Annotated in this window: 21 protein-coding genes; 4 read left to right on the forward strand and 17 right to left on the reverse strand. The window is 48.7% G+C overall.

The features are described from left to right. Positions 1–367: 367 nt before the first annotated feature. Both B3W37_RS09450 and B3W37_RS09455 read left to right on the forward strand, forming a co-directional pair. A complete protein-coding gene (locus B3W37_RS09450) occupies positions 368–1,057 on the forward strand; it encodes a DUF421 domain-containing protein (RefSeq protein WP_481040640.1) in 690 nt (229 codons plus the stop codon). A gap of 15 nt (positions 1,058–1,072) precedes the next feature. Then, a complete protein-coding gene (locus B3W37_RS09455) occupies positions 1,073–1,438 on the forward strand; it encodes a DUF4363 family protein (protein WP_481040642.1) in 366 nt (121 codons plus the stop codon). A 4-nt stretch (positions 1,439–1,442) separates the two neighbouring features. Here B3W37_RS09455 and aroB read toward each other — a convergent pair whose 3' ends face one another. The 7 genes from aroB to galT form a co-directional block, all read right to left on the reverse strand. After that, positions 1,443–2,537 carry a 3-dehydroquinate synthase gene (gene aroB, locus B3W37_RS09460; protein ID WP_483175530.1) on the reverse strand — a complete coding sequence of 365 codons (1,095 nt, stop codon included), beginning with the start codon at positions 2,535–2,537 and terminating at the stop codon, positions 1,443–1,445. A 37-nt stretch (positions 2,538–2,574) separates the two neighbouring features. Continuing rightward, complete coding sequence (locus tag B3W37_RS09465) at positions 2,575–3,123, reverse strand: shikimate kinase (RefSeq protein WP_483175532.1); 549 nt, start codon at positions 3,121–3,123, stop codon at positions 2,575–2,577. Next, positions 3,108–4,295, reverse strand: coding sequence for a chorismate synthase (gene aroC, locus B3W37_RS09470; protein ID WP_483175534.1), 1,188 nt, complete (start codon positions 4,293–4,295; stop codon positions 3,108–3,110). Before aroC ends, B3W37_RS09465 begins: the two co-directional genes overlap by 16 nt. A gap of 47 nt (positions 4,296–4,342) precedes the next feature. Then, on the reverse strand, positions 4,343–4,798 hold the full coding sequence (locus B3W37_RS09475; protein ID WP_483175535.1) for a GspH/FimT family pseudopilin: 456 nt from the start codon (positions 4,796–4,798) through the stop codon (positions 4,343–4,345). Beyond that, positions 4,785–5,639 (reverse strand): shikimate dehydrogenase, encoded by an 855-nt coding sequence (locus B3W37_RS09480; RefSeq protein WP_483175536.1) that lies wholly within the window; start codon positions 5,637–5,639, stop codon positions 4,785–4,787. The genes B3W37_RS09475 and B3W37_RS09480 overlap by 14 nt, the downstream gene beginning before the upstream one ends. A gap of 78 nt (positions 5,640–5,717) precedes the next feature. After that, positions 5,718–6,236, reverse strand: a complete 519-nt coding sequence (locus B3W37_RS09485; protein ID WP_483175537.1) for a YqeG family HAD IIIA-type phosphatase — start codon at positions 6,234–6,236, stop codon at positions 5,718–5,720. Then, positions 6,233–7,252, reverse strand: coding sequence for a galactose-1-phosphate uridylyltransferase (gene galT / locus B3W37_RS09490; protein WP_483175539.1), 1,020 nt, complete (start codon positions 7,250–7,252; stop codon positions 6,233–6,235). Before galT ends, B3W37_RS09485 begins: the two co-directional genes overlap by 4 nt. Before the next feature lie 292 nt (positions 7,253–7,544). Between galT and B3W37_RS09495 the strand changes: the two genes are divergently transcribed. Further along, positions 7,545–8,198 carry a hypothetical protein gene (locus B3W37_RS09495; RefSeq protein ID WP_483175540.1) on the forward strand — a complete coding sequence of 218 codons (654 nt, stop codon included), beginning with the start codon at positions 7,545–7,547 and terminating at the stop codon, positions 8,196–8,198. A 17-nt stretch (positions 8,199–8,215) separates the two neighbouring features. Then, complete coding sequence (locus B3W37_RS09500; RefSeq protein ID WP_483175541.1) at positions 8,216–8,830, forward strand: NUDIX hydrolase; 615 nt, start codon at positions 8,216–8,218, stop codon at positions 8,828–8,830. 1 nt (position 8,831) lies between these two features. On the opposite strand, the gene B3W37_RS09505 is transcribed toward B3W37_RS09500, so the two are convergent. The 10 genes from B3W37_RS09505 to B3W37_RS09550 all read right to left on the reverse strand — a co-directional run bounded on the left by B3W37_RS09505 (position 8,832) and on the right by B3W37_RS09550 (position 17,606). After that, positions 8,832–10,736, reverse strand: a complete 1,905-nt coding sequence (locus B3W37_RS09505) for a sensor domain-containing diguanylate cyclase/phosphohydrolase (RefSeq protein WP_483175542.1) — start codon at positions 10,734–10,736, stop codon at positions 8,832–8,834. Between the two features lie 404 nt (positions 10,737–11,140). Next, positions 11,141–11,839, reverse strand: a complete 699-nt coding sequence (gene sigK / locus B3W37_RS09510) for an RNA polymerase sporulation sigma factor SigK (protein ID WP_483175544.1) — start codon at positions 11,837–11,839, stop codon at positions 11,141–11,143. Between the two features lie 165 nt (positions 11,840–12,004). Continuing rightward, entirely contained in the window at positions 12,005–12,814 is an 810-nt protein-coding gene (locus B3W37_RS09515) for a histidinol-phosphatase HisJ family protein (protein ID WP_483175545.1), read from the reverse strand. 182 nt (positions 12,815–12,996) lie between these two features. Further along, positions 12,997–13,893: a delta-lactam-biosynthetic de-N-acetylase gene (locus B3W37_RS09520; protein WP_483175546.1), complete on the reverse strand. Its 897-nt coding sequence runs from the start codon at positions 13,891–13,893 to the stop codon at positions 12,997–12,999. 140 nt (positions 13,894–14,033) lie between these two features. Continuing rightward, positions 14,034–14,483 carry an MOSC domain-containing protein gene (locus tag B3W37_RS09525; protein WP_483175548.1) on the reverse strand — a complete coding sequence of 150 codons (450 nt, stop codon included), beginning with the start codon at positions 14,481–14,483 and terminating at the stop codon, positions 14,034–14,036. A 40-nt stretch (positions 14,484–14,523) separates the two neighbouring features. After that, complete coding sequence (locus tag B3W37_RS09530; protein WP_481040672.1) at positions 14,524–14,721, reverse strand: DUF1858 domain-containing protein; 198 nt, start codon at positions 14,719–14,721, stop codon at positions 14,524–14,526. Between the two features lie 128 nt (positions 14,722–14,849). Continuing rightward, entirely contained in the window at positions 14,850–15,050 is a 201-nt protein-coding gene (locus B3W37_RS09535) for a CopZ family metallochaperone (RefSeq protein ID WP_483175549.1), read from the reverse strand. A gap of 136 nt (positions 15,051–15,186) precedes the next feature. Beyond that, positions 15,187–15,501 carry a demethoxyubiquinone hydroxylase family protein gene (locus B3W37_RS09540; RefSeq protein ID WP_483175550.1) on the reverse strand — a complete coding sequence of 105 codons (315 nt, stop codon included), beginning with the start codon at positions 15,499–15,501 and terminating at the stop codon, positions 15,187–15,189. A 215-nt stretch (positions 15,502–15,716) separates the two neighbouring features. Continuing rightward, on the reverse strand, positions 15,717–16,286 hold the full coding sequence (locus B3W37_RS09545; protein ID WP_483175551.1) for a DUF4489 domain-containing protein: 570 nt from the start codon (positions 16,284–16,286) through the stop codon (positions 15,717–15,719). A 267-nt stretch (positions 16,287–16,553) separates the two neighbouring features. Beyond that, positions 16,554–17,606: a tetratricopeptide repeat-containing glycosyltransferase family 2 protein gene (locus B3W37_RS09550; protein WP_483175557.1), complete on the reverse strand. Its 1,053-nt coding sequence runs from the start codon at positions 17,604–17,606 to the stop codon at positions 16,554–16,556. Positions 17,607–17,705 lie beyond the last annotated feature (99 nt).

Genomic DNA, 17,705 nt, shown 5'->3' on the forward strand with positions numbered 1-17,705 from the left:
TTTAGCCTTTCCAGCAGGCGCCTGTAATGGCTTTCCTCCTCCCTGGCAATCTGTTCCAGCATGAGTCGGGTTTCCTGATCCTCTGCAATGAGGGACATTTCCAGATATTTTTCCTTGGCCATCTTCTCTTGTTCGAGGGCTAATTCAATGGCTTGTCTGATATTCATAGCTATTCCCCTTTAACCACATCGGTCTCTTGACATTATATATTAAAATCCGCCCCAGGGTCGACACCCGCCTAGTCTGCATTACATGCCAGGCTGCCATTTACATAATACGCTTTAAGGTTAACATCCGGGCTGGCTCAGGAATCATTACGATAAGCTTCGTTCATAATAGGTCATAACAAGACAAAGCAGGTGTTATTATGAACGAAGCTTTAGTGGTTTTTGTACGCAGCTTGATTGCTTTTGCCTCCCTGCTTATTTTCACCAGAATGCTGGGAAAACAGCAGCTAAGTCAGCTCACTTTTTTTGATTATGTTTTGGGCATTACTATCGGCTCAATAGCAGCCACTGTTTCAACTGACCTGAGCAGTCCGGCCTGGCCCCACTGGGTGGGTCTTTTTACCTGGGCCGCCATAGTGGCCATTATGCAGTGGTCCAGCATTCATTGGAAGCTGGCGGATCGTTTTCTCAGCGGGGAACCGGTGGTGGTGATCATGAAGGGTAAGATTCTGGAACAAAACATGAAAACCGTTCATTATACCATTTCCGACTTATTGGAGCACCTTCGCGACAAAAGCGTGTTTGATTTAAGCCAGGTGGAGTTCGCTGTTCTGGAAACCAGCGGCACATTATCAGTGCTGCTCAAGCCGGAACATCAAACCCCTACCAGAAAGGATCTGAATATCACTCCCCCGCAAGGAGGCATAAGCACCGAAGTCATTTATAGCGGTCTTGTAATGGAAGAAAATCTGAAGAGGGCCGGGGTGAATCAAAAGTGGTTAATGAAACAGCTCAAGGCCCAGGGAATATCGAGTCCAGACCAGGTGTTTTTGGCGACTTACAATTCTCAGAGCGGGGTGTTGTTCGTTGACAAATATCAGGACAAATAAACGGGGGGATGAACTGTGCGGAAATTGCTTTATTACAGCATAGTTGTCGTGATTTTGACGGTATGCCTGCTTGTTATGAACGCGGACAGCTATTTAAGCACAGGCCGTACTGATACAGAAAATGTCGTGCTGCATTTATCAGCGTTGAAAACCTCGTTGGATAATGCTCAGTGGGAATCGGCCCATCAGCATTACCAGGCCTTGGATACGGCCTGGCAAATCATTAAGCCCCGTATTCAATTCAGTGTGGAGAAAGATCAAATGGATGCCATCGATTCGGGCTTAGCCAGATTGGCGGCTTACATCCGCTGGCAGGACAAAGTCGGAGCTGCGGTCGAATTAAGCGAGATTGAATCCCATTGGGATAATCTCCGGCGCTAGAGAGCTACACAGGCAGGCTTTGTGCTGAGGCGATGGCCTCAATGACCGCCCGTCGGGGCACATCGTCACGGATGGTGAAATGCCCGATACCCTCAGGCAATACCAGCCGCAGTTGGCCCTCCTTAACTTTTTTGTCATTCTGCATATGACGGTAGACCGTTGCAGGCGGATAGCCGGGAAATCTGGTTTCCAGGCCGAGGCCTTGATAGAGATCGCCTATGCGTTTCAAATCCTGCTCATTAAGCATTCCCAGCTTCGTTGCCAATATGGCCGCTGCCACGGTGCCTATGGCCACAGCTTCCCCATGGGTATAGACCCGGTAGCGCCCCAGTTTTTCCAGGGCATGTCCAAAGGTGTGCCCCAGGTTCAGGCTCATACGCAGATCATCCTCGCGCTCATCCTGGGCCACAATCATCCTTTTGAGTTCACAGCAGCTATGGATAATGGCCTCTAATACTTTCTTATCGCGGTTCAGAATCTGCTCGCGGTGCTTTTCCAGGTAGCAGACAAAATCGGCATCAAAAGTGATGCCGTATTTGACCACCTCTCCCAGTCCGCTCAAATAATCCCGGGATGACAGGCTTAAAAGCGTATTGCTGTCTATTATCACCAGCGCGGGCTGGTGGAAAGCGCCGATCAGGTTCTTGCCCTGACGGTGGTTGACCGCCACTTTCCCGCCTACACTGCTGTCGACCTGGGACAGCAATGTAGTGGGTATTTGCACCAGGCGGATTCCGCGCTGGTAAATGGCAGCCACAAAACCGGCCAAATCTCCAACCACTCCGCCGCCTAAGGCAACCACCGCACTGGAACGCTCCAGCCCGGCCCGGACAGCCTGGTCTACGATTTTCATGGCTTCCTTAACATTCTTAAACTGCTCTCCATCAGGCATTTGCGCAACTGCAACCTTCATGCCCTGCCCGGCCAGGCTGTTTAACACCCGCTCCCCGTAAAGAGAAAAAACCAGGGGATTGCTTACCAAGAGCACTTTCTGCACTCCTGCTTGTGCCTTGATAAGCGCTCCGGCCTCATCCAATATGCCTGACCCGATCATAATGTTGTATGAACGTTCCCCCAGATCCACCCGCAACTTGTTCACCGTCCAACCCTCCTGAAATTACTGCTGTCCCCTGGGCTCATTCCCGGGATTCTGGGGAGTTCTTGCGCCTGCTATTCATTCTCTTTACCTGGGAGATGATTTCATTAACCACCTTGTTTAATTCCTGACCGGTGGTGTTGACCCTGATATCCGCACGGGCATAGTATTCTTCCCGGGCGGCCAGCATTTTTTCGATGTCTTCAATGGTGGTGTGCTTGCTTAAAAGCGGCCGGTTGCTCTTTTTACGGCTTACCCGGGACATGATCACCTCCGGGCTGGCTTCCAGACCGACAATAATGCCGTTTCGTTTCAAGGCCGCCACATTCTCGGGATGAATCACCACCCCGCCGCCGGTTGCTATGACCAGATTGGTGCGCTGCCCCAGCTTCTGCGCCATTAATTGCTCCTCGGAGCGAAATCTGGTTTCGCCATGTTTCCTGAATAACTGGCTGATGCTCATGCCGGTGATGCGTTCAATCTCACGATCCATATCCACAAATTCAAGATGCAGCCGTTCTGCCAGACGCATCCCTACTGTGCTTTTGCCAGTTCCCATAAAACCGATTAAAACTATATTTTTTCCCATTGCCACACCTTTTTCATATATTTGCGATAGCATTCAAAAGCATCTCGGATCTGATCCAAATGGTCTCCGCCGAACTTTTCCAAAAAGGCCCGGGCGATGCCGAAGGCCATCATGGCTTCACCCACGACAGCCGCAGCCGGAACCGCACAGATATCCGATCTCTCCACTGTGGCCTCTTTCTCCTGCCACAGCCTGGTGTCCACACTCTTAAGAGGCTTATACAAGGTCGGTATCGGTTTCATATAGCCTCGGGCCCAAACCGTCTCCCCGTTGCTGATACCGCCTTCAAGGCCCCCGGCCCGGTTGGTCTGGCGGTATATGCCCTGTTGAGGATTGTAGAGTATTTCATCATGAACCTTAGAACCTGGCAATGCGGCATTCTGCACACCTTCGCCGATCTCCACCGCTTTGATCGCAGGAATGCTCATCAATAACCCGGCTAGAAGAGCGTCCAGTTTTGCATCCCAGGATACATGGCTGCCCAGCCCCGGCGGAATCCCGACCGCACCTACTTCAAAACATCCTCCCAGCGATTCCCCGTCCCGGCGAGCGGCATCTATAGCCTCCATCATGTCCTTTGAGGCCTGGGGATCGGCACAGTGTACCGCTGAATTCTTCAAATCTTGTTGCAATTGCTGCCAGTTCTCACGGTTTACCGGCTTGCCCGGACAGCTGACCTTTCCGATAGCCACCACCCGACTATAAATGTATATGTTAAAAACGGCCAGGAATTGTTTAAAAATTGCTCCCGCCGCCACCCGGGAGGCTGTCTCGCGAGCGCTGGCCCTCTCTAACACGTTGCGCATATCCCGATGATTATATTTCATGGCCCCGGGCAGGTCGGCATGGCCAGGCCGGGGCGACGTCACCTGACGCTCTTCCATCTGTCCGCATACGCCGCTGTTCATTACGTTCTGCCAGTTGGGGTAATCTTGGTTGGCGATGATAAACGAAATGGGGCTGCCCAGACTGATCTGATTGCGGACACCGGACAAAAGCTCGGCCTGATCATTTTCTATAGCCATGCGCCCGCCGCGCCCGTAACCCTGCTGCCGCCTGTTAAGTTCATAATCGATAGCGGCCTTGTCGATAGGTACTCCGGCCGGGAAACCAGTTACCACCCCTATCAGGGCTTTGCCATGTGATTCACCACAGGTTTGAAAACTTAGCATTCATATACTCCTAATCTTTTGCGTTCTAATGATATGGAACGGCCCGGCTACCAGCTGGCAGGCGGTTGATCAGCCACCCTGATCCGGCCTGCTACCGGGCTTACTATCACATAGTAGGTATCCTCTCCTTCATTCATTAACACCACCGTGCCCCCGGAGCGCGGTATACCCGAAGGCTGGAAAATACATGCCGGAACTCTGCCGATCTGGGTGGGGAAATTGGGTATTGCGGCATACTGCGTCCCATCCAGATAATAGCGGGTCGTCCCCATCAAATACGAATTGGTAGAATAATAGAAGCGCACCATCTGCTCCTGCCCGGAATAAATGGCTTTTTGCTGGGCGGAGCGTAAAGTCCAGGCCATCTGCTGAGCGCTGTTGTCCAGGCGTTGCCGGGCAATCACCTGTTCCAGGGCGGGGGCAGCCGCCGCCAGGCTAAATGCGGTGATCAGCATCACCACAAGCAGCTCGAGTAAGGTGAATCCCTTTTCATCGCAGGCCATTTTCTGCTACTCCTCTCATGAACTCTAACGGGGCTTTGACCCCCAGCCACAATTCCAAACTCAAAGCAGCCTGGTTAACGAACATCGACAGGCCGTCAACAGTGGGCAGGCCAGCCGTCTTGGCCATATTGAGCAGCATGGTCACCCGCGGGTTGTAAATTATATCACATATCACAGTCCCCGGTTCAACCGCATCAAGGTTTGTGACCGGGCTATTGGTAATGTCCGGGAACATGCCGATTGGAGTGCAATTCACTATCAAATCAGTGCGATTGGCATTTTGCTCGAATGCCTTCTGGCTCATCTCGATGGCCACAGCCAGACCATCGGATTGACGGTTTATGAAAAGGGCCAGGGATTGGGCCCGTTTAAAATCGATGTCCAGCAGTATCAGTCGCTTGAATCCCCCTGCCGCCAATTGATAGGCTATAGCCCGGGCAGCGCCGCCGCAGCCGATTAATAAAGCATTTTCCGTCTTCTTAGGGGGGTGTTCCTGTAAAGCCTGCATAAACCCGGCTCCATCTGTATTGTGTCCGACAAGACGCCCCGATTGATTTACTATTACATTCACCGATGAACAGGCTCTGCTTTCCGGGCTGAGTTCATCCAGATAAGGAATCACTGCTTCCTTGAAGGGAATGGTCACATTGATCCCGGCCATGCCCAGGCTGCGGATGGAGTTCACCGCCTCTTTTAACTGGTTGGCGTCTATTTCAAAGGGCAGATAGACATAATTGAGGCCTAGATGGCGTAAAGTGCGGTTATGCAGTAAGGGGGAAAGGCTGTGCTGCAGGGGATTGCCTATAATGCCCAGGCAGCGGGTTTGGGTATTGATATCCATAGCATGCTCCTTTGACGCCGGGTAGATGTCATCTCCCAACTGGATAATAATTTCAGATACTGCGGTGGGTTGAGGCAGTTAGAAACGCCTGGCCTTTCGCTTTTGGTTTCGTTTCAAACGATATAAGACCATTTTCTCCATAGCCCGGGAAATCTTAGTACCGAAAAATTCCTTTCTGGCCAGAGGTGTTACCAGTATGGTAAACAACCCGGCGCGATTTCCTCCCAGGACATCAGTAAAAATCTGATCCCCGATCACTGCGGTTTCTTCAGGCTTAACCTTCATTATCTCCATAGCGCGATAAAAGGCGGCACGGCGAGGCTTCCTGGCTTTATAGATAAAGGGAATGTCCAGGCGTTTGGCAACAGCCAGGCAGCGCTGCTCTTTGTTATTTGATAAGATACAAGCCTTAAACCCCGCCTTCTTTATAGCTTGGAACCATTCCCCCACCTGGTTGTGCACTATATTGCTGTTCCACTCTGTGATAGTATTGTCGAGATCCAAAATTAAGGCCCTAATTTTGCGAGCCTGAAGAGTTTCAAGCGGGATATCCATCAGAGAGGCCACCTGTAAATCGGGATACAGTTTATCTATCATATCCCAACCTCACGACCGTCCCGTATAGCCTGACCCAGTATCTGCGCGGCTCGCTCCGGTGCTACTGGATTCATATAAAAGCCGGTGCCAATTTCCACCGCATTCATCACCATCAAACGGGGAGTGATCTCCATAAACCAGTGATATCCCCTCTCTTCTCCATTATTGACCGGCGCGGTATTTATACTGATATTATAGGCCGGCTGATCCAGGGCATTCATCATAGCCCCGACATATGCCTTGCTGATAACAGCCAAATCTTCAATCTCCAGGTCAGAAATCCCGTCATAATGCTCGGTGTGGGTCTTGGGTATGATCCAGGCTTCATAGGAAAACCGCGAGGCATAAGGACACAGCAACAAGAAATAATCAGTCTCGGCTACTATCCTAACTTTTTTGGCCTTTTCCGCTTCAATGGTGTCACATATGAGACAGCGCCGGTGTTTTTGGTAATAGCGCCTGATGGGCGCACTCTGTTCGGGCACCATGGGATAGGCCAGGATCTGGCTGTGGCTGTGCTGTTGTGAGGCCCCGGCGAATAAACCGCGGTTCTTATAAATCTGAATATATTTTATTCGGCTGTCTTGCTTTAAATCCTGATACCTCTGCCTCAACAAACGATAGAGGTGGCCGATATGCTCCGGACTGCGCTGATGAATCTCCTGATAATGCCAGGGAGTCTCAACCACTACCTCATGATGACCCAAACCATTAAAACATTCAAAAAGACCGGTATGTGACTTGTGCAGCTCTCCTTCCAGGTTAAAAGCCGCAAATTTGTTGGGCACAGTACGCACCAGCCACCCCGGTGCATCCGGGAGACTGCCCTGCAGGCGAACGGCAGCAATCTCCTGGGTGGTACGGGCTTCATGCCCCTCACAAAAAGGACAGTCACTGCCATCAAAATGGGAACTGACCTGATTGCGATTGATGGGGAATTGACCTGGTTTCAAAGCGTTATCGGCTACTATTACCACCCAGTTGTCCCTGACCATGTCTTTGCGCAGCTCCGGCAAAGGACCATCCCCCCTAACCTTAGGTTAATAAACCCGCCTGCTTAAGCTAGACTAATACACATTGATATTTTAATGAGATCGAATCGTATTTATTACTGAGAGTTCCTCAATAATAAGACAGTACATTATAAAAAATACTATATCAAGACCGGAACTCCTTTTTAAACGGTCCGGCTTTTCTGCAGCAGCATAACCCACGATAAAACAAAATACCCCCTATGCAGCTGCTTGAAAACCTGGACCTGTCTAATTTTTCCTCTTATAATGTATAATGAATGAAAGGTGGTTATTTATGCGCCGATTACTTCAGGTAGGAATGTTGTTGCTCCTCTTACTGGCAGCAGGTTGCAGTGACCAGGCTGCACCTCCGGGCGGCAGCCAAACCCCTCAGCCGGGGAATACCGCGCCCCAGCCTACACCTGCGGTCCTGACCGCCCAATCCTATTTCCCCATAAAGGCCGGCAGCAGTTGGACTTATCAGGGGGAAGGCAACGAATTTGCCTCGTTTACCCGGGAAGTCATTTATAGCAAAGACAACCGGGGTCAGTTCAAAGAATCCAACGGCGGCACAGTCAGTAGTGCCGTATTCGAAGTCAATGCCGATGCGGTCACCAGAATATTCTTCAAAGGGGAGGAATATGAGCCTGACAATCTTCTGGAGGACCCCGCTTTTACAGGCAATGACAATACCGTTATGATAAAAGCGCCGCTTACTGCAGGCACTACCTGGACGAGCGGCAATATGGAGAAAAAGATCGTTTCCGTTGACGCCACCATTGATACGCCGGCGGGTAAATTCGAGAAGTGCCTGCAGATTGAGGCTCGAACCCCGGAAAGCCTGGTGACCGAATATTACCAAGAGAAGGTCGGCCTGGTAAAACGCGAGTTCAGGTCGGGTGATGCCCTGGTGACATCAACGCTTTCGCAATATATGATAGCACCATAAATCAACGCGGAGGGTTTATGCTTGAGGATAAAATTCGCTCTGTTCAAGGCCGTAGGCCCAAAGTTCTAGGCCATGCCGAAACCTTAAAATCGGCAGTCATCGTGCCGCTGATTACAGAGAATGATGAGATCTATGTGGTTTTCGAAAAAAGGGCTGCCACTTTAAAATGGCAGCCCGGTGAGATTTGCTTTCCAGGGGGCAGGACGGAACCCTGTGACAAGGGAACCAGGGCCAGCGCCGTCAGGGAAACCTGTGAGGAATTAGGGCTTAGCCCCGATGATATCGAAATCATCGCTCCTCTGGATATTATGGTTCACCCCGCCAATTGCATGATATTCCCTTACCTGGCATTTATCAATGATCGTCACCAGATACGCCTGAATTATCAAGAGGTGGAACGCCTGCTGTTTGTGCCTTTATCCTACCTCTTGGAAGCCAAGCCCCAGATTCACAATGTCTCGGTGCGTATGTTCATGGAGGAGGATTTTCCCTTCGAGTTGATTCCCCAGGGGAAAAATTACCCGCTGCGCATCGGGAATTACTGGCAGTATTTTTATTTTTGGGAGGGGGAAGTAATCTGGGGTATGACCTCTCGCATCCTGCAGCACTTCATAGACCTGCTCAAATCTTGATTCAGGCCATTTTCTCCACAAACACCTTGACCACATGAGGATCGAATTGCGTACCCGCACAGCGCTGCAGTTCATTTAGAGCTTCCTGTTTGCTGATAGGCTCACGATAAGGGCGTCCATTCACCATAACATCATAAGCATCGCACACCGACAGGATGCGAGATAATAAGGGGATTTTCTCTTCTTTCAATCCCAGTGGATATCCATTGCCGTTCCAAGATTCGTGATGCGCTAAAATGGCTTCGGCGATAGGCACCAGTTCCGGGGTGGAGAGGGCAATTCGGTAGCCGATTTCAGGGTGCTTCTTCATGGTATCCCATTCTTCCATGGAAAGAAAATCGGCCTTATCCAAAATCGTGCTGGGAATAGCGATCTTGCCAATATCATGTAAAGCTGCCAGCAGATTAAGGGCGTCCAGTTCAGCTTCACTCATCCTCATTCCCTTGCCGATCATGCTTGACATCTGCTGTAAGCGTGCCGTGTGTTCTTCAGTTTCATGGCTTTTCTCCCGCAAGGTGCGCTCCAGGGACATTATGAAGGAGCTGCGAATATTGCGGCTTTCGATGAGTTTATTATGGTACATGCGGTCTTCCGCTTCACGCATGATGTCTTCCAAGTCCTGAGTAATGTCGGTACGGGTAGCCATCCCCAAGGCCAGACTCACCTGTTCTGAACTCTGTTCGGTTTTTCTACAATTATTTTGGATGCGGTTGCAGATTTCCTCTGCTACATCGGCACTGGTCATGGGCAACAGAACCACAAACTCGTCGCCGCCCAATCGGGCGATGATGTCCTCATGTCTGCAGGAAGCCCGCAGTACATCTGCCGCCGCTTTTAGAACCGCATCCCCTTTGTGGTGCCCGAATGCGTCATTGATCAATTTCAGGCTGTTGAGGTCGCCCATGATTATGCTCATGGGAAGCTGTCTCTGCGTATCGAGCCGCTTTAACTCTTCCTGGAAAAAGGCCCGATTATAAAGCCCGGTGAGGGGGTCATTAAAGCTGAGATAGCGGATGCGCTCCTCGGCCTGCTTGCGTTCGCTGATTTCTTCACAGGCAACTATGACTTCAATCACCTTGCCGTGCTGGTCATATATGGGATTGGCTTTATACTGCAGCCATACTTCCCGGTCCCAGGAAGATACAAAATGTATTTCTCCGGTGCCGGGTTTGCCCTCCCTTACCGTCTCCAGCAACTCATACTTGATCAAGGCCATTTCTTTTTCGGATTGGGCCAGCTGATTGAGATGGCGAAGCTCCTCTTTAGAGGGGGCCCCCAGCACTTGAAGCATATAATGGTTGAGGTCGGTGATATTGCCATGGGCATCATATTTGAAAAGCCCTACCGGATTATTCTCAAAAAGCGTGCGGTAGCGCTGTTCGCTGTCCTCCAGGGCCTGATTCTGCCTAGACGGGCTGCCCAGGCCCAGAGACCTCAAGGTACGCCCATTATGGTCTTTAAAAATCATTTTTCCCGAGAGACGCACCCAGACCCATTCATCCTGCCCGTTCTTTATGCGGCATTCCGCCTCATAGCGCTTATTCGGCCCTTCAATATAAGACTGTGCCGCATCGGTCAGTCTGTCGATATCCTCATGGTGAAACAGATCTCGCCACTCTTGCAGGGGACGGGTGTTTTCATCCCAATCATAACCCAGGATATTCGCCCATCTGTCACTGACGTAGACCGTATTGGTGAGCACATTCCAGTCCCATAGAAATACCTGGCCGGCCCATAAGGCTAGTCCGGTACGGTCCTGATATTCCACCAGTATGGCATTGTTTTGCTTGAGTTGCTCAATTTCCTCATGCAAACGGCTGTTCAATGCCACGACTTCATCAATCCTGTCGCGCATGATGTGGATTTCTGCGGTCAATTCTTCATTTATGCGATCCTGGGAATCCATGGTTATCCCCCCCATCTGCTCCGGTCTGACAGAGGCATTCGATTGGATTTTTTTGTAATTATACTATATATAGTACTATTCTACTTCTTGGCTAATAATCCTGCAAGAGTTTAGTATACAATAACTATATGTGTTGGACTTAAAGTCCTATTTAAGTTCATCTTTTTTGCAACAATTTGCAGACCATATTTGAATTCACACCCATACAGGTTTTCCAACAATAGCAGGAATGCGCAGGAAAACTTGAATTTCGCTTATTATCGAGCTATGCTGACAAAGTGGTGCAGGCAAGGCGATATTGAGCGTATTAAGATACAATTTAAGTCTGCGCTTAAGCATATTGGCCTGCCTGTCCTATAGCGGTCCTAAAATTTTGCTGGGAAGTTGCCTCCCAGCATCCAGGATCAGATTTGAACACTTATTTCATTAATCAGCTTTTTTAGGGCTCGCTTCTCAATTCTTGACACATAAGATCTCGATATCCCCATTTTTCTAGCGATCTCCCGCTGAGTCTCCTTAAGTCCGTTAAACAGTCCATAGCGCATTTCGATAACCTGTTTTTCCCTTCGGGAAAGGATATCAATTGTCTTGCGCACCTTTTCTTCCTGCAGTTTGAGCTCCACACTGTCAATGATCTCGTTATCAGTGGTCAACACATCAATTAGAGAGATTTCGTTGCCTTCTTTGTCGAAGCCGATAGGATCGTAAATAGATACTTCTTGCTTGAGTTTTTTAGTATTGCGCAGATGCATGAGCACCTCGTTCTCAATACATCGCGCAGCATAAGTCGCCAACCTGACAGCACGCTCATCATTGTAGGTTTTGATGGCCTTGATAAGACCAATCGTACCAATTGAAATCAAATCTTCCATGTCTTCGCCGCTGTTTTCATATTTCCTGACAACATGAGCTACCAGCCGGAGGTTGTGTTCTATAAGGATGTTGCGGGCATCTTCACTGCCTTGTTTCAGCAGTGACAACTGCGCTTTTTCTTCCTCCTCCTTCAATGGCTGGGGAAAGACCTGATTATTGAGATAGGCGAATAGTAGCAGACTTCCCTTAAGCAGAGCCGCAAAGGCTAACAGCCCGGTGAGGATGCTCAATATACCACCTCCTAAAAATAGAGCGCCTTACATCATATGAGGCCAATCGATAAAAAGTGACTCCTGTTTCTAGGTATTTTCTGGTATTTGATATGTGTCGAGGGAGGTGGTAACGATCTCAAAACCGCCAAAAACCGGGCTTTATCCAGGTTGGTACCGGGTTTCTTACCGGCCCATTTTAATAAAAGAGGGCTTGCGCTCTTTATAAACGGTCATATACCTATAGCCCAACCCAATGAGGGTTTCATAGGCTTGTTGAAACTCAAAACAGATATCTTGGGGATAATGAGCATCAGAGCCTATGGTAACGATTTCTCCTCCTAGCTGGCGGTAGCGCTTTAATATCTCGGTTTGCGGGTGCAGCTGCTCCAACCCATAGCGAAATCCCGAGGTGTTGACTTCGATGCCTTTGCCGGCATAGATCAAGCACTTGAGAATTTCATCGACAATATCCGAATAATCGCGGTAATGCAGCTGCTTCACCTGGTAATCCCCATACCTTACAATAAAATCCAGGTGGCCGTATACATCAAAATCATCCAGCTCTTGAATACCTTGCAATACATTCTGAAAGTAACGCTCATATGCGTTGCGAGAGGTCTTGCCCTCGAAAAAAGCCCCGGTGTAGAAGTCGAGATTATCCGCCATATGAGTTGAACAGATTACGAACTCAAAAGGATGGCTTTTTAACAAATCCCTGATGCGGTCCACCACATGTGGCTGATATCCGATTTCAACCCCCATCAGCAGATCGATCTGACCGCGGTACTTTCGTTTAAGCTCCGCAAATTCCTGGGAATAAGCCTGAAAATCAATCTGTTCAAAGTTCAGATCCGCATAATCATAGTCTACATGATCGGTAAACACCAATTGTTTCAAGTTCATTTCTACAGCACGTCTTGCCATATCCTGCATAGGCGCTTCGCTGTCGCCTGAATAAGAGGTGTGAGTATGATAATCAGCAAAAAAATGCATGCCTTAATCCTTTCTGCTACTGTTCAACCGGCAATCGCTCTATGGCCCGGCCAAATTCGTCGCCGCCGCGGAGGAGCCGCCCCCGCAGAGATAAATAGGCCCAATAATAATATCATATTCCTAAAGATGATCGCTATCAAGAAATGACCGGTTAAGCGGCAGTTTTTAAGAAAAAAGGGAGGCTACTCAAAGAGAGCGAAGACATAGCCCTGCGCCTTCAAATCGGCGAGTATTCTGTCTAGTGCTTCGGTGTTGCTGTGGGAAACAGCATGAAGGAGAATCACCGCCCCGGGGTGTATATTGTTCATAACCTCTTGATATGATACCTGTGGGCCAGGCTGCTGATTGGGATCCCAGTCCTTAAAAGCCAGGCTCCAGAAAACCGTATGATAACCCAGGCGGTCGGATTCAGCCAGGCTGAATTGGGAGTACCGCCCCATAGGGGGGCGAAGATAAGGGTCTAAAGAGGTACCGGTCAGCTGTCGGTAGGCCTGATCCAGGCGCTGCAGTTCCTGTTCGATCTGGTCTGAGGACAGTGTAGTCATGTCAGGATGGTTCCAGGTGTGGCTGCATACCAAATGCCCCTCCCGATGCATTCTGGTAACCAGATCGGGTTGGGTCTTTATATATTGGCCGGTAATAAAAAAAGCGGCTTTCACATCATGTTTTTTTAGAGTATCCAGTATTGTCGAAGTGTAACCCAGTTCATATCCACAGTCAAAGGTCAAATATATCTTCTGGCTGCTGTTGGGCAAGACGTAGAAACCCTGGTAGTCTTTCAGCCAGCTGCCCGCCTCAGCTGGCGCCCCGGGAGTGGTATGCTGACTGTTGCGGCGAAAATACCAATCATAGCCTTTTGAGGCCTCCGGGCCGGGATCTGCCGTACCCGGGTCGACGGACGGCTGAGGCGCTGCCGGAGGGGCCGGGACGGGCTCGGCAACCGGCTCCGGTATCTGTGGTTGCTGCGGTTGAGCGATTACCGGCTGAACCGGAGGTGTTTGCCCGGACTCAAGCCTGGTGCAGGAAGATGCTGAAAACAGCACAACCAGACCCAGCAAGGCTAATACCGATATCCTCATAAAAGCACCCCCTGCCCACATAATATCACACGGTATGGAGAAAAAACACGAAAATAATCGCATCGGGGCAGGTAGTTCATCCCGGGAAATCAAGACAAAAAAAATACACCTCCCAGCAGAGGTGTATGATGTTCAATTCATTAGGCATATAATACCTGTACCATATCGCCGCGTTTGACCCGGCCGGATTCTAAAATCTTTACAAATATGCCTTCTAAGGGCATGACACAATGACCGGCCTGCTTTTTGATGGCACAACCCTGATTGTGGCAGGCTTTGCCGATCTGAGTCACTTCAGCTAAAGCCTCGCCGATCTTAAGCCTGGTTCCTACTGGCAGGGTATATACTTCCAGGTCGGATACGGTCAGGTTTTCGGCGAAATCGCCATACTGAATATCGATCCCTAGTTGGCGCATCTTTTCCACACTGGAAAGCGATAAAAGGCTGACCTGGCGGTGCCACTCCCCACGGTGGGCATCTGTGGTTATTCCCAGTCCCTCTTGAAGGTAGGCCTCACCGATATCATGTTTCTTTTCTCCCCGCTTTTCAGAGATGTTTACAGCCAATACTGTACCGTTGGGATAAACCATAACCACCCCCCGTTTAATTCAAAACAGACTGCCTTCCAATCTATTGTTTCTGCACAAGCTTGTTAATGGCGTTCAACATAACCTCCACATCGATACCGTGGGCCAACGCTCCTTGTTCCAGGCTTTCGAATAGAGCCCCGCTGCAGCCCAGACACCCCATACCGAACTGTCCAAAGACCGGCAAAGTCTGGGGGTATTTATCCACGATGTCCTTAATGATCATATCCTTAGTTACCAATGACTTCACCTCCTAACTTACAGCACAGCGGGATTATCTGCAGCAAATGCACAATAATCCCACCATATATACTTCATATATGATAATAAATATCCTCGCGTAATGCAAAAGGTTTTGCAGCCGGCCTTTTATTGAGAGGCTACCTCGTATCCCGCTTCTTCAATAGCTTTGACCAAATTCTCGCGCTGCGGTGCGCCCTCGATAACGGCCTGTCCCTTTTCCAGATCCACCTGGGCGCTTTTCACGCCGGGAACCGCTTTTAAGGCCTTTTCCACTGCCATTTTACAGTGATTACAACTCATTCCCGCAATATTGATGATAGTGCTCATTTTAACTCCTTTCTCTTCTCTTAACTGCCTGAGGTTTACACTATTATTATAGCCTTTTAGTCCGGTTCCCGGATAAAATGCGCCAAAATAACTCTCAGCTCCTTCTCAATAAGCACTGCTTTTAATTATCTTTAGTTTACTGCATGGGCTGAGAAAAATTCTGGGATTGCTGTTGCATGATTTTTTGTTGACCCTGGTCAAACATCTGCTGCTCATGCGGGTTGAGCATATGCAGCAGTTGCTGTAATTCTCCGACATGACGCCGTTCCTCGTCGGCGATATGGGTTAGTATTTTCTTTACCCTTTCGTCACTGGTAGCCATAGCGTGGGCTTCATAGCCGATTATGGCCTCAACTTCTCCAGCTATATCGATCCTGATGGCTTGCAGCAACTCTTGCTGAGACAGTTGTTTGGTCACGTTGGCAACAAAAGGATCACCTAGTAATGCCATTTATCTAACCTCCTAATCTTTTTTATAGCTTTGCGAATCAAGTCGGGGTTTATGCAGAGAGGCTGTTATTGCTTCCATAGCCGCCTTTGCTGGCAACAGTTAAGGACACAGCAATTCAGCCGTGTCCTTAACTGTTCGCTTTAAATATGGAGATAAAACTTTCAAACCGGTTGATCCCATACCTTTTAAACATCCGAATGGACTTTTACCATGGGTTATTCAACCGCCAGGGCATTAATATTTACATTTGTAATAGAGACATGGGTAATATAATCAGTGTGGAAGTCGATGATTTCCAAAATATAGGAGCAACAACCCGGGCAGTCCTGGCATTCGCACCAGGTAAACTCGAAGGGGTCCTGGAAATCGCTTACAACTGGCAGACCATTACGCTGGCCCATTACATCCTGTTGAAAAAGATCAAAGCCTTTTTGAAATATCCAGGTATTCAACGGAACTTTACTGCCATTATCGCAGACTTTGCTAAGCTGAAAAATAATGCCGATAAAGAACTGCCCAGAACAGCTCTGGGTTCCATAATTAATAATGCTGGAAAAATCTATTTTGACAGTCGGATTGGACATTTCCTGGGTGTTGACGGCAACGCTGCCCACAACCAAGGCTGGCGGCTTCCAGCATCCGCCACTACACCCGTTTGAGGGACTAGAAACCGGGAGAGTCAATCCGGCGCCGGAACCGCAGCTTAGAACAGCTTGCTCCCGTTTAGCATGGGAATAACTATTTGCACAGCAAGTATTATGTGTTTGGGGCTTACCATAAGCCATATTACCATAACCTCCTTATACATTCACAGAATCTTTGAATATAAAGCTGCCTAATGAAGCAATCAGGCAAAGTGTTTCCATGGTTTGTTTATCTTTCCATAAATTATTCAATAAACCATATATTTGTTACAAAATCAGCTTATTATAAGCCTGAAATATATGAATACATTTTGCAATAGAGCAAGCGTACGTTGTCTTGGCGGAATCGGCCATAGTGTCCCTTTATATGATGAAATCCGAATGCCGCTTCGATCATTAATGTGATTTTTATTTGCCAAGTTTGGTTTTTAAATAGGCTCTGTTGTTGATTATATTAGGGTCATCGGGTATATAAGCGGCTGCCAACTCATTATGGTGATAAGCCAACTCATAATTCCCCATGCGATCATAACAAACACATAGCTGGAGGTGAGGTACCCAGGTCCAGCAGGCATGAATTATGAAGCCATGATGATCAACCGGTTGCTCTAATTGGGTAGCCAGTTTATACCAGAAGGCAGCCTGCCGGTATTGCTCTTTGATAAAAAAGCTATAGCCCAGTTGACAGCAAAATTCAGCCCGAGGTATATCATAAAGGAATGATTGTAAAACGAATTTCAGAGCATTATCCTGATTACCCAATTTCTGATAGCATTCAGCCAGCTTGCGGCATGCGGACAGATTGTCTTCCACCCAACCCTGTCCAGCCGCTAAAAATTTTTGATACCATTCAAGGGCCGCTTCATACATCTGATGGTCCAGCAATTCATTGGCGTAATAGTATTGATCGCGCGGAGAGAAAGTTTCCCCCGCGGCCAGACGATTTTCATATATTTTCAGGTTCCGGTCCGAATCATGCCATTCGCTTTTATGAATTATGGCTATGTCACTATCCAAAATACATCCATAAACCGCCAGATATTCATGTACGGCTCCAATCCATTGAAAATGCGTGGAACGCTTTACCAGACGGTTGCGGCGGTTGCTGGTGGTTACATTTCCATACTGATCAAAGGCCAGATAATATTTCATGGTTACTGAATCAACGGCGGGATCAAGGACATTTTTGAGTGCCAGCAATTTCAGGCGATCTTCGACTGAAATGATATCATCGGCATCCAGCCAGAATATATATTCTTTGGTAGCCTGCTTGAAGGCAAAATTACGCGCAGCGGCAAAATCATCAATCCAGATAAAATCATAGACTTTATCAGTATAGCGCGAGGCAGCCGCCTTGGTGCCGTCACTTGATCCGGTGTCGACAATGATGATTTCATCAACTATTTCGACTACGCAATCCAGACAGCGGGCCAGGATATTTTCTTCATTTTTTACAATCATGCACAGGCTGATACTTACAGGCGTTCTTCTACTGAGCAGATAATTAGTAATATCGAATCCCCACTTGTCAATGGCCTTTTTGCGATTATTGGCTAACTG

The organism is Syntrophomonas sp. UBA5494, assembly GCF_002426325.1.